This is a genomic window from Sphaerisporangium sp. NPDC049003, from assembly GCF_043197795.1.
Lineage (GTDB): Bacteria > Actinomycetota > Actinomycetes > Streptosporangiales > Streptosporangiaceae > Sphaerisporangium.
On the sequence record NZ_JBICTU010000036.1, the window covers coordinates 1 to 12,442 of the forward strand.

The 12,442-nt window shown below is 65.4% G+C and carries 10 protein-coding genes and 2 pseudogenes; 3 read left to right on the top strand and 9 right to left on the bottom strand.

Translation table 11 applies throughout. The annotated features are described in order from the left end of the window. Positions 1 to 114 precede the first annotated feature (114 nt). Both ACGFIV_RS31075 and ACGFIV_RS31080 read left to right on the top strand, forming a co-directional pair. Positions 115 to 489 (top strand): annotated as a pseudogene (locus ACGFIV_RS31075) (replication-relaxation family protein); the annotation flags it as partial. After that, positions 486 to 1,841: a C40 family peptidase gene (locus tag ACGFIV_RS31080; RefSeq protein WP_392838411.1), complete on the top strand. Its 1,356-nt coding sequence runs from the start codon at positions 486 to 488 to the stop codon at positions 1,839 to 1,841. The pseudogene ACGFIV_RS31075 and the gene ACGFIV_RS31080, both read left to right, overlap by 4 nt. Before the next feature lie 223 nt (positions 1,842 to 2,064). Here the strand turns inward: ACGFIV_RS31080 and ACGFIV_RS31085 are convergent, their stop codons facing one another. The 9 genes and pseudogenes from ACGFIV_RS31085 to ACGFIV_RS31125 form a co-directional block, all read right to left on the bottom strand. Continuing rightward, on the bottom strand, positions 2,065 to 2,862 hold the full coding sequence (locus tag ACGFIV_RS31085; RefSeq protein ID WP_392838412.1) for a hypothetical protein: 798 nt from the start codon (positions 2,860 to 2,862) through the stop codon (positions 2,065 to 2,067). A 59-nt stretch (positions 2,863 to 2,921) separates the two neighbouring features. Beyond that, complete coding sequence (locus tag ACGFIV_RS31090) at positions 2,922 to 3,524, bottom strand: hypothetical protein (protein ID WP_392838413.1); 603 nt, start codon at positions 3,522 to 3,524, stop codon at positions 2,922 to 2,924. A gap of 201 nt (positions 3,525 to 3,725) precedes the next feature. Beyond that, positions 3,726 to 4,220 carry a hypothetical protein gene (locus ACGFIV_RS31095; RefSeq protein ID WP_392838414.1) on the bottom strand — a complete coding sequence of 165 codons (495 nt, stop codon included), beginning with the start codon at positions 4,218 to 4,220 and terminating at the stop codon, positions 3,726 to 3,728. Between the two features lie 150 nt (positions 4,221 to 4,370). Further along, a pseudogene (locus ACGFIV_RS31100) lies at positions 4,371 to 5,279 on the bottom strand (DUF932 domain-containing protein); the annotation flags it as partial. Between the two features lie 202 nt (positions 5,280 to 5,481). Next, entirely contained in the window at positions 5,482 to 7,002 is a 1,521-nt protein-coding gene (locus tag ACGFIV_RS31105) for a YifB family Mg chelatase-like AAA ATPase (RefSeq protein WP_392838415.1), read from the bottom strand. Between the two features lie 5 nt (positions 7,003 to 7,007). Continuing rightward, positions 7,008 to 8,066, bottom strand: a complete 1,059-nt coding sequence (locus tag ACGFIV_RS31110; protein WP_392838416.1) for a DUF4192 domain-containing protein — start codon at positions 8,064 to 8,066, stop codon at positions 7,008 to 7,010. A 183-nt stretch (positions 8,067 to 8,249) separates the two neighbouring features. Then, on the bottom strand, positions 8,250 to 8,678 hold the full coding sequence (locus ACGFIV_RS31115) for a hypothetical protein (RefSeq protein WP_392838417.1): 429 nt from the start codon (positions 8,676 to 8,678) through the stop codon (positions 8,250 to 8,252). Between the two features lie 206 nt (positions 8,679 to 8,884). Beyond that, a complete protein-coding gene (locus ACGFIV_RS31120) occupies positions 8,885 to 9,223 on the bottom strand; it encodes a hypothetical protein (protein WP_392838418.1) in 339 nt (112 codons plus the stop codon). Positions 9,224 to 9,977: 754 nt separating this feature from the next. Continuing rightward, a complete protein-coding gene (locus tag ACGFIV_RS31125) occupies positions 9,978 to 10,799 on the bottom strand; it encodes a hypothetical protein (RefSeq protein ID WP_392838419.1) in 822 nt (273 codons plus the stop codon). Positions 10,800 to 11,318: 519 nt separating this feature from the next. On the opposite strand from ACGFIV_RS31125, the gene ACGFIV_RS31130 reads away from it, so the two are divergent. Further along, positions 11,319 to 12,347: an NAD-dependent epimerase/dehydratase family protein gene (locus ACGFIV_RS31130; RefSeq protein WP_392838420.1), complete on the top strand. Its 1,029-nt coding sequence runs from the start codon at positions 11,319 to 11,321 to the stop codon at positions 12,345 to 12,347. Positions 12,348 to 12,442 lie beyond the last annotated feature (95 nt).

Consider the following 12,442-nt stretch of genomic DNA (forward strand, 5'->3'; position numbering starts at 1 on the left):
GTGTGGATCAACAAACCACTCACGTCTCAAGACGACGGCGCTTCACCACAAACCACACAAGTAGCCTGATGTCTCAACACGTTTGACAGGTTCCGGGACGAGCACACCGTCGACTTCTTCCTGGAGTACGACACCGGCAGCGAGTCACTGGACCGGGTCGTGCGCAAACTCGACGGCTACGCCATCCTCACCCAGGCCACGCAGGTCGTCACCCCCGTCCTGTTCTGGGTCCAAGGCGAGCGGCGTGAGGCCAATCTCCGACGCAAGCTGATCCACCACCCGGGCCACCTGTTCGTCCCAATCGCGACCGGCAACCCATCGGCCGTCGTAGGCCCTGTGGACGATGGTCCGGCGGGAGAGAAATGGCTGCCCTCGGACACCGACGGCCCGCGCCTCCGCCTTGCCGAACTCGCTTTGTATTGGCCCGGACTCGGATCGCGTGAGCCCGCCGCCCGGCGAGCCATCCTGCCCCCGGAGGACGAGGAGTGATCGTCGAGGCCGGGCTGGGCGTCAAAGCTCTGATCGCCGGGGGAGGCATCGTCTCGGGCATCGCCCTTCTCGCGGGGACGATTGGCGGGGCAAGGCTCGCCGAGACCTCCGCCGATCCCGCCCAGCTCACCACCGCGGTGTGCTCGTACATCGGCCAACCTGTCTCGGAGAGGACGCCCCGTTCTCATCGGCGCACCGCGCGTTCGGCCAGAGCCACTGCCGTCGTGCCGCCCCTCGACCGCGAGCAGTCTGCCCACGCCCGCATCATTGTGAAAACGGCCAGAGCCTCAGGCCTGCCTCAGCGTGCCGCCGTGATCGCCATCGCCACGGCACTTCAAGAATCCGATTTGAAGAACAATGCGGTAGGCGGCCGCGGCACGTCTTTCGGCATCTTCCAGCAGACCCCCGTGAACGGCTGGGGGACCAAGGCGCAGGTGACCAACCCACACTACGCCGCCCGTAAGTTCTTCTCGGCGCTGGTGAAGGTCAAGGGTTGGCAGAGCAGCCCGCTGACCGTGGCGGCGCAGAAGGTTCAGAAATCCGCGTACCCGAATGCCTACGCCCGCCACGAAGGCCGAGCGGTGAAGATAGTCGCGGCGCTCTGGCCTTCCAATGGCCATACGCAACCCGTTCCCGGTCCGCCGACCAAGGAGTCCCTCACCGAGGAACTCGGGATCACTCCGGCAGACCTTTCAGCCGTACGGTTCAGCGTCAAGGTCGCGGGATCTCTCGGCATCGACCGCGATTCAGTGGTGGCCGAGGTCTCCCGCGTTCTGCAGGATCGCGAAAGGGCCGAGCTGCCGGCCGTCAATCCGGAGAGGGCACGTAAACGGGCAGAGGAGATGGTCACCAGCGTCGCAGCCCAGCTCTGCCGAGAACTGCGAGATGGCGCCACCACAGCCGTCGGCCAGGCGGACGGCATCGCCCCAGGCGTGACAAGTCCTTCCGTACGCGCCATGACCGCCGTCCGCGCCGCCCTGACGACGCTCGGCATGCCGTACTCCTGGGGCGGAGGAGGAGCGGCCGGCCCCAGCTTCGGCACGGGCAGAGGAGCGAGCACCAAAGGCTTCGACTGCTCAGGCCTGACCCAGTACGCCTGGGCCAGGGCCGGCGTCTCCATTCCTCGTGTCACCTACGCCCAGTGGACATACGGCTCTCACGTCCGCGGCCCCATCCAGCCTGGTGATCTGCTGTTCTATGAGACTAATCCCCGGATCCCCGGCCCGGACCACGTCGGAATCGCGATCTCCGCTACAAAGATGGTGCACGCGCCCCGCACCGGAACCGTCATCCAGATCGCTCCCATACAGCGACCCGGTTATGTCGGAGCCATCCGTCCCGACCAGCATTAACCAGCTGACTCAAGACAAAGCTGGCGACGCCGCAGCAGCTCTGACGACGATTGAGAAGCACCGCTGGCACGCAGAACTCACACCCCAATTCGAGGTCATGTGCCAGGCGACGACGGACAGCGGGCTGTTCACCGCCCCACCCTGCGGACTCCCCCACGTCATCACCCGATCCAACATCGCGGCGATCAGGCAGATGCTCGCGGCGTGGAGCGTAAACTCCGGATCAAGGCGCGTGGCTAGCGTCGTCGGCCTGGCTGGCGTCGTGAGGCGTGGGCTCCTCCTGCGGAGTGACACCCGGACCCGATATCAGCTTCTTCACCCGCTCGAGGGATTCGCGGGCTCTCAGGTCCGGCTCCCAGTCCCGAGGCGACCTCATCCATTCCAGTGTGGTGTGCTCAATAACTCTCAGATCCGTCGAGATTTCTGAGATCTTCCCCTGGATTTGCCGTATGCTCTCGACAACGTTTTCGGGTTTATCGCGCCCAAGGCTTCCCGAGCGGTTCATTTCGGCTACTTGCCCTTCAAGGTCGTTGATGGCCCACCTGAGCGGCTCGAACCTGGTACCGATAGGACTGCCCTTGAGCATGACCCAGATGGCGAAGTCGCTGTGGCCTACATGCCTATGGAATCGGGCCATGATCCAGCGGATAGGTCGGAGGAAGCCTGAGCGCTTGGAGTAGAGTCGCACGATTCGACCGGTAAGTAGCTCAAAGCTCTCTAGAGCGTCTTCAAAACCCTCTTGAATAGGTAGGCCCAGCTGCTTTGAGAGCCGCCGTGCTGCGTTAGCGTAGTCCAGTGCCAGGGTTCGACGGATCTCTTCCTTCCGCGATCCACGTTCGGCTCTGATAACCAGCCAGGCAGCGAGAAGCCCTCCAAGAACGCCGAGCACACCGCCGCCGAAGTCGCCCCAAACGACGTCCTTCCACCAGTCGATCCCCTCCGAAGGGGGCGCGATGGTAATGACGGGTGTCGGCACGGAGGTCGGGACGGTCACCGTCTGCGTGATGGTCACGGTGGGCACGGGTGACGGCGTAGGAGCCTGGAGGAGCATGGCGGCAACCTACCTGTCAGCACTGACATTTAGGACTTAAGTGAGTGTTTGAGTCGAATCAGGTCAGTTCGGCACCGCGCAGGTCCACCTTCTCCAATTCGATGCCGTTCCAGGTAGCACCATGGTGCGACGGGCCAGGACCGCGATGGCACCGGCCACATCGTCACGGAACTCGCCATGATGGGCAGCCTGACCGGCATCCGCCCGCCTGGGCCGGGGCGGTGCCCATGGCACCTGCTTCCGGATGAAGGAGGCCAACAGCGCCGCACGTGTCCAAGGTAGTGCGGCGCGGCCTCGGCGATCTGCTCCATCGCATAGCCCCCGCCAAGCCGCACCGGCAGCTTGTCGCCGGCCAACTGCTTGATGGCTTTGGTAAACAAGTCGATGAATTGCCCTTCTCTGCTGATGTGGACCTGCCGCAGCGTCACCACCGCACCCAGCGCGATGCCGCCGAGCGCCAGCAGCCCTCCAAGCCCCAGCAACAGCGTCGAGCGCGCATCGTTCACCGCCCCGAGCCAATCAGCCGCGGTGAGAGCCGATGCGGTGCGCTCCCCAAGGGCGTGCTCGACAAGCCAGGTGGGCAGGAACACAAGACAGCCCAGGAACACCACGAGGATGACCCCAACCGTCACGCTGACAAGCACGGGTAGGCGAGTTGATCAACGACTCGCCAGACCGAATAGAGGCTGCGCGGCCGGGTAGCAAGACGAGCAGCCGCCGCCTGGCCAGACGCGTAGGCTGATTGCTGACCGCTCTTACCGTTTTCTTGGTCGATTTCGATGGAGTAGGTCAGAGGGTCGGTTCGTCCGCGAGCCGACCCTCGTCGTATCGGTTCAACCGTTTGGCTCTTCTGCCAGATAAGCCTGGAGCAGGGTGAACCCCGGCATGCTCTCGCGCGGGCGGACGCCCACGGTGAACACTTCCGGTTCCTCGAAAACGGGCTCACCGCTGGGACGCCGAGCGTACGCGACGCGACCGTAGTCGACTCCGTCGTCGCGGTCGCAGGTCATCCAGGTGATCGCCTCCTGCTCCCCTTCGCGTAGAGGATGATTCGACACGGCACGCAGGGCGACCGTATCCGGTGGCCTGAAGACCCATACCTGCGGCACGGCCAAGGCCCACCGCACGGCACCGATCTCGCGTGCCTTGACGGCGGCCCGCGCCTCGAACGTGACGGCGGCCGATTCGTCGCGCAGGTAGTCGTAGTCGCTCAGCACTAGCCTGCGCTCTCCGTCCAGGACCACCACGGCCGGGCAGTCGCGGGCGACGATGCTCTTCTCCAGCCGCGCGACCGCGTCGAAGAGCAAGGCCGCTGTCACGTCGTTCATGCCGTCACTCCGCCCTCGAAAACGCACCGCCCTGATATCGAACCACCATTCGGTGGGCTCAGGGCCGTAGCACCAGGCACCTCGAATGGCAGCCTCATCAGATTGCGATCTCCCGAAGGCATCTTCCGAGCAACGCCCTACGGCGTCACCTCATGCGGCAGAGGCCAGGACTGGCCGGTTGAGGGCCTTCTCCAGCATGCGGAGCGTCTCTCGGTCCAGGTCGTCCACACCGCCGGTCACGGCGCGGAGCAGGTTGCGCTCGGCGCGACAGGCGCCGCGTACGGACTGCCCGTGGTGGGTGTAAGTGTTCGCTGCCTGGAGGACTCCCCAGCCGGAGCCCGCCCACGGCGCGACCCGATTGTCGTGGCGCCAGAGCTGGTTGAGGGTCTGGCGCTTGTTCTCCGCCAGTGTCCGGGAGCGGCCTCGGTCTTCGGGCAGGGGTGCGTACGCGTCCAAGAAAGCCCGCCACTGCTGATCGCTGACGTCGGTTTCGCAGAGCCGTCGGACCTGCTCGGCGAAGTCGCCGGCCACCTGGTGGACGATGCTCAGCGCGTCACGGGCCTTGGCGAGCCGGAGCTTCGAGTGCCGTGAGTGCTTGATCTTCACCTGCTGGCCGAGCTCGGCCAAGCCGGCCGCCATCGTGTTGTCGCAGACCACGTTGGTGACGGCCCGCTTGAAGGTGGTCGCCAGCGATCCGTCGAACGAGGTCGCGCCGAACAGGTGCGGCCGGAACTCGACGCCCTCCGGGGTCCGGATGTTCTCGGGGACCTCGACGGAGACCCAGGCGACCGCGCCGCCGCGCAGAAGGCCCGCCGAGCCGATCGACAGGTCATCGTCGAGCAGGCGGCCGATGGTGTCGATGAGCCACTCGACGTACGGATGCGGCTGGTAGCCATCGGAGAAGATGCCCATGACGTGACCGTTGTCGCTGCGCAGGATCGCCTGCCGCTCAGGGATCTCGGTGAGGCCGCCGGTGACGGGGTTCTCCACGTAGATCGGCTGGGCCAGGGCCTCCCAGCCGAAGAGGCGCCGCTTGACGTCCTCCACCGGTATCGGTCCGGGTAGTGGTTCTGCTGCTCACCTTGCAGACCGGCCCGATAGTGCCAGGCCGTCCCCCGCTTGTCGGTGAAGCCGATCAAGGTGTTGGCGTTCAGCCAGGCCAAAGTTTCCTTCGACATGCGTCTGTCCTCCAGACATGAAGAAGGGGCACCGGTCCGCCCGGTGCCCCACATCGGTTGAGTACAGCTGTCGCCATGAGGCGTCAGCGAGCAGGCAGGCCGTCGGGTCCCGGGGATTCGCCCTTCCACAGAGCGAGTGCCTCCTGAATCTCGTCGCGGCCGGGCGTGTCAGTGGCGCCCAGGTCGGCGATCGTCCACGCCACCCGCAGCACCTGGGCGTAGGACCGGACGGTCAGCGCCCCGGTGTTCAGCGCGCGGTCCAGCGGGTCCAGCGCGCCCGCAACGGTCCGGAAGACGGTCCGCAGTTCCAGAAGCGGAACTTCGGCGTTGGTCCGCCAGGGCGTACCGGTCAGGCGGGCGGAGGCGCGTTCTCGCGCTGCCGCGACACGTTCGGCGACGGCCGCACTGGACTCCCCCGGCGAGTCACCGAGCAGCCCCGGCCTGTTCAGCCGGACCACACGGGTACGGATTTCGACCCGGTCCAGCAATCCGGCCAGCCGGGCGAGATGGCGGCGCCTGGCCAAGGGGGTACACACGCACGCGACCGCCCCGCACGGGCACGGCGGTGAGGCGAGAACGAGAGTGAACCGGGCCGGGTAACGGATCGTCCAATCGCCCCGGGCGACGACCACTTCGCCGGCCTCCAGAGGACGACGCAGGCCGTGCAGGATCACGGCGGGGAACTCGGCGGCGTCGTCCAGGTACAACACCCCGCGGTGCGCCAGCGAGACGGCCCCCGGACGACGTGCACCGAAAATGGCCGCCTGGGTGCTGGTGTGGTGCGGGCTGACCAGTGGCGGGCGGCCGGGGACAAACCGGTCGGCGTACAGGTCCCCCGCTGCGGAGTAGATCTCGCTGACCTCGCGGGACGCCTCGTCGTTCAGCGGCGGCAGAATCGTGGGCAATCGCTCGGCGAGCATCGTGGCCGGGCTTCCGGACGGCCCCTGCAGGAACAGATGATGCCCACCGGCCGCGGCGACCTCCAGCGCCCGCCGCGCCGCCGCATTGCCGATCACATCAGCGAGATCGACCGGGCTGGCCGGCGAACACCGCCCGACCAGAGGGGACGAACGGCCCCGCTCCTCCAGCTCTCCATTACGGAGCCATCCGGCCAGCTGGGCCAGGTCCCGGACCGGAACCACCATGGCACCGGGGATCTGGGACGCCTCACCGGCGTTGGCCGCCGGGATCACGGCGCGGGGAATGCCAGCGGCCACCGCTGCGTGGATCATCGGCAGCACGCCCTGGACCGGCCGAACCGCACCGTCCAACCCCAGTTCCCCGAGGAAGACCCAGCGGCCGAGGCCAGAGTCAGGGATGGCGCCGGCCGCAGCGAGCAGCGCCACAGCGATCGCGAGGTCAGCGGCGGTGCCCCCCTTGGGAAGTTCGGCCGGAAGCACGTTCACCGTGGCGCGCGACTCCGGCCAGGCCAGCCCGCTGTTGAGGAACGCCGCCCGTACGCGGTCGCGGGTCTCCCAGGTACCCCTCTCTGGCAGGCCCGCCAGGAGAAGCGCCGGCAGGCCGTCTGTCACATCCGCCTCGACCTGGATCAAGTGGCCGGTCACGCCGATCACGATGGCGGCGTGGACACGGGCGTCCGCCATGCCCCTCACCGGCCCTCGGGTGCGATGTCGCGAAGGATCGGGCGGACGACATCGGGATTGTCGGTCACGGTGGCCGCGATGTTCCTCGCCATCTCCGGGGTCCGGAATTCGGTGACGATACTCGGCGGGAGGCCGATGCTCAGCGCCTGGAGAAGCAGCAGAGCGAACCGGTATTCCGGATCCGCCGAGAGTGCACGTTCGGCGGCGATGCGCGCGAGGACACCGTCACCCGTGGTCAGCGCCGTCACCGCGACCAGGCAGGCGGGCGCGGGGACGTACGCCTGCTCCACCCGGCGGGTGATCTCCGACCACAGCCTCAGCTGCGTCTCGTCCGAGTAGTCCGGGAAGATCTGCGCCCCGTCCCGAACCGGGATGATCGTCAGCAGAATGCCGAGCCACGCCACCTGCTCGTCGGAAAGCTCCCCATCCTGGTCCACCTGCTTGAGGGCCTCCCTGACGCGCGAAAGGCCCTCGGCGTACCAGAAGGCGCCGGTCGACGTCGTGGACGCGAGCAGCGCCCTCGCCCGGTCGTGGGCCTCCAGCGTCGCCTTGCGCATCGCGGCGCGGCGAGCACCGCCGACGGGGGCGAGCGCGGCCTCTACGGTCGCACGGTCCGGGAGGGCGACCAGCCCGGCCACGACCGCGTTGGCGGCGACCCTGCTGGTGGTGTCGACCGGCAGTCCCTCGGGCGGGCAGCAGGCCGGATCAGTGCACACGTACGACCAGCAGCGACCGTCCTCCACCCGCAGTGCCTCAAGCACCTCGATTCCGTGGCCGGGAAGGGTCTGCCGAACGATGTCCATGACCGGCGTCACCCGGGAGCCTGGACCGTAACCGGAAAGCATGACGTGGGTGACGTCGTTGCGGGTGAGCATGCAGGCCAGCTGCTGGGCCATTGATGGGACGCCCTGCTCGGGCAGGTCGAATCGGATCGCGCCCAGCACCGTCTTGGAGTTGGGCTGCAACATGAGCACGACCATGGACAGGGCGGGGTGGAAGCCCAGCATGTAGGGAACCACTGCGACCACGTCGGTGGGGCTGGACAGGCGAATGGGTTCGGTCATGAAACACCTCCAGGAACGCGAAAGCCCCCGGCGATGCCGGGGGCGGGGACAGAGAGACCGCGCAGAACAGGACGGTCGAATATCGCGTGGCTCGATTCACCTCGAAGCGACGCCCGCCGTAGGAATCAGGAAAGTGAGCACCTCACGGCCTCACCCGGCTCAGCTCTCGGAAGACCACGGCGATCAACGGGCGGGGCAGCCAGGCGAGAGATGATTTACGTCGCCGCAGTAGCCACAGACGTACTCCAGTGCGTAGATCGACAGCTCCTCGGCATACGCGTCGCGCCAGGCCAACTGGGTTTTGGTGTAGCCGTCGAAGTACTCCGCATCGGTGCCGCCAGGCTGAAGCGTGAGAAACGCCAGTACCGTACGAGCGGCACGGACAAGTTCGTCGGCGGTCAGGCGTGCGCCAACGGCAGAGTTGATGTCGGAGGCGGCGAAGATGGTTCGGCTGCGCCTGGACAGCCGGTAGTACCACTGCAACCGGTTATCATGCGTGCGACCGGACGGCCAGAGTTCCAGTTTGTGGGCGTCGTCGATCGGCCAGTACGCAAGCAGCCTGGAGGAGATCCCCCAACCTGGGGGTAGAACGACGTGATCGAGAACTACCATTGGCGTCCTCCTGAACATCTGTAGGAATACGCAGCGGCTTCCGTCGGCCAGAGATGGTTTATTGGAAAACCGCACGGATTCCACGCCCCGCCCAATCCGGCGCTGCACGCGGTTAATGGGCCCGGACAGGAGTCGCGGATCGTGGACACGGCTGCCGTCCAGCGGGCGCGCCGGGAGACACGCGAGATCCCGGCGCGCCGCGTGGATCAGACCAACCGGACCGCCTGAATGCTGGACTGGAAGAGCTGTCCCCGCACCTCCACTTTCGCGGCGGCCCGATACCCCGTCCGACCGCTCTTGAAGGTGCGCGGCTTGAGAGCCCCCAGTACGCCCGCGAGCGCGGCACCCATCTCCTCAGCTGTGGCATCCACCACGGCGGTCGCGTCGTTCTTGGAGCCGACCAGCACCGCCTGAGCCTGGCACTGGTAACGGACCCCACCGGCGGTGATCTTCGCCGACGCGTAGAAGCCCTTGGACCCCGTAGAGAAGTCTTTGGGCAGCAGCTCCGACGTGATCATGTGCACTAGCTTTTGGCCGATGTCCATGAGCACTCCCGTGTACGGCATGGCCTGTGCCCCATGCCCAGGCCACAGCGAGGCGGCGTGTCCAGTTGCCGTCCACGGGTCCAGCCGGCGAGCCTTCCGGCCACGGATATGAAGCCATCCCGTCGCGTCGTTCCGGATACGGAGACCGGGACAGAGAATCTCCGCCGACGATTCACTCACGGCGTGAAGAACCGTGGGACAGCGGTTAAGGCGTAAACCGCGCGGTTTCTTGCCCTCACTTAAATACGGGAGCCGATACGGCCCAACCCGTCCGTGCGTGGCAAGGTTTTTCCCTCACCGTTCACGCGCGTCGATCGCTCCGCTTCGATTTCCCGTGGCTCGCTCGTTGGCGTAGATGCCGAGCGCGAGTTGCCACACCGTGCAATCCGGCAGGACCGAGCGAGCCGTACGGCAATGACCGCGCGGCGACTTCGCTCTCACATAAATACGGGAGCCGGAACGGCCCAACCGTCCGCGACCGGCACGATTCTCGCTAGCCGTTCACGCGTGACGACCGCTCCACCCCGATCTCCCGTCGCTCACTCACCTATGCTCTCGTGCGAGCGTGCGTTGCTGCGCGATACCGCGCGGCAGAGCTAGCCGTGCGGCGCGTGCCGTACAGCGATTTCGCTCTCACATAAATACGGGAGCGTAGACCTTGGGCTGGCACTTCAAGATTCTTTCCCGCCGACCTGCGACAAATAACGAAGCGCCTCAGAGCTGAGTAGCTCTGAGGCGCTCTCTGGGAGGTCCGTCAGTCGGTTTCGGCGCTGAGAGTACCCCCGTAGACCATCGCGTCCCTCGCTTCATCTAGACGCTCTGAGAGCTCTCGCCATTCGGCGCGCGCGGCGTCACGTGTGCGGATGACGGCACGTCGGGAGCCGTACGCCCCTCCGTGCTGCGCCTGAGCCGTACGGGCCAGGATGCCCGCCCGCCCGAGGTCCTCAGCCTGGGTGGCGATGGTGAGAGCGTCCCGCAGAACCGGGAAGTCCTGACCGTCCGCGAACGCGGTGCGGAAGATTTCGGCGCTGTGCTGTGAAGCGCAGAACGCGAGAGCTGCGCGTGTGGCGTTCTCCACATGCGGCAGTCCACGCATGAGCTGCGCCCCCGGAATGACGTCGATCTCATCGGGCGGGACGTCGAGCCGGTAGCCGTTGCGCGCCGCAGCGTCGCGCACCGCCCATCTCTGGAGAGTCACGCGCGTGATGGTCATCTCCGTGCCGTCCCGACGAACGTAGACCCACGCTTGGTCGTCGCGGGTGGAACCGCTCTCGGGGGCCGAAGCACAGGAGGCGAGGACATCGCGCAGACGCTGCGCGAAGAGGAGGACGGCATCTTGAGTGACGTCGTCTGAGACGTCATCGGTGCCGTAGGGGGCGTGCCCCTCTTTGACAATGGTGGCGCTCCCGTCCATCCGCTTGCGGGAACGGGTGGAATCGACCGTGCGGCAGTAACCGCGTGCCAGTTTGCGGATGTCCTCCCAGTCATCCGCCGTGACGCGTGCCATGTCCTCAGGGGTGAGGTTCGCGCCGGGGACGTTCGAAGGAACGTATTTTCCGAAGATCCAGCCCGTCATGAGCTTTCTCCGATCGCTCGCGACACGCTACCGATTTGCGTGTCCCCGTTTTCCTGGTCAATTCAATTGAACCGCGAAACAGAGATCCAATCAATAGGCTTGCACGTATTCACGGAGAGTTTTACCAGGTCAGAGGCGGCACACAAAGAGGATCAGGGTACCCACACGAGGCAACAGCACATATCCAGAAATGAAGAATCGTCAATTATTGGCGAGAATGCTAGCCATTGGACGTGAGCGACAAAACAACAGCGGCGAGCATATATATTGCTTAGAGTCACACACAAACGGACTCCATAAATCCCGACCCTTCTTAGTGAGCGGTTACTCCACTAGCGAGTCGGGGTACGCTCCGGTCCCGCCTTTTCCCTCCTGCCTGCGGGTCCGCTCCGCCATGAGGGCCTGATTAAACGGGAGGGGTAGTCGCGAGGACAGCAGGGGAGCCAACAGGAAGGGTGGTGGCAGGTGTGATCATCAAAGGCATCGACCACACCATCCCATGTGATGCATCATCGTGCTATGAGAGTCCTAGTGCTCGGCGGCACGCGGTTCGTAGGCAGGACCCTAGTGGAACAAGCCCTCGCAGTCGGCCATCAGGTAACGACAATCAACCGTGGCCTTACCGGTCACGACGTGCCCGGGGCAGAAGTTTTGCGAGCCGACAGGGAAAATGAGACCGAACTTCACACTGTAACGGCTGGCCGCGAATGGGACTGGGTCATCGACACCAGCGGCTACGTACCCAAAGTGGTGGGAAACTCAGCTCGCCTCCTGTCCGGCAAGGCGAACGCCTATGTCTTCCTTTCCACGGTCTCGGTTTATCCAAGCTGGCCGGCAGAACCGGTCAGCGAGGACAGCGCCATCTACGATTGCTCACCCGATATGCCGGGCACGGCCGCGGACGAGGCGCACTGGACCGCCGCGCAGTACGGCACGTACAAGGCCGGCTGCGAGCGCGCGGTACTGGAGGCATTCAACGGCCACGTCACGATCCTGCGCCCTGGCGTGATCCTAGGCCCACAGGAGAACGTCGGCCGACTGACCTGGTGGCTCAAACGCATCAAACGAGGCGGCAAGGTCCTCGCCCCCGGCGACCCAGCAAAGTCAATCCAACCCATCGACGTCCGCGACCTGGCCGCCTTTACGCTCGCCTGCCTGGAAACCGAGACCAAAGGCACCTTCAACGTCACGGCCCCCGAAGGGCACACCACCTTTGGTCAGATGCTTGCAGCATGCCTGACCGTAACAAGCTCCGATGCCGAACTCGTGTGGATCGACGCCGACTTCCTGGTATCACACAACGTACGGCAGTGGACGGAGCTCCCCCTCTGGCGGACCGCGCTCGGCACGTGGTCGGTAGATACGACCAGAACATTGGCGGCGGGACTCACTTCGAGACCAACCAGGGAGACCGTACAGGACACCTATCAATGGCTATCCAAGAGCGGAAATACCGTTGCGCATGAACGGCAGTCGCATCATGGGATTTCCCCAGATAGAGAGAAGGAACTCATAAAGGAATGGCAACATAACAGTCAGCGACATTGAGTCCTTTTCACCCTGAGCCGGCAGGTCACGGACTAGTTGCGGGTGGATGGTTTGGCTGTGCATAGAAGAAGCTTCTAGTAAATGCAGGTCTGCCA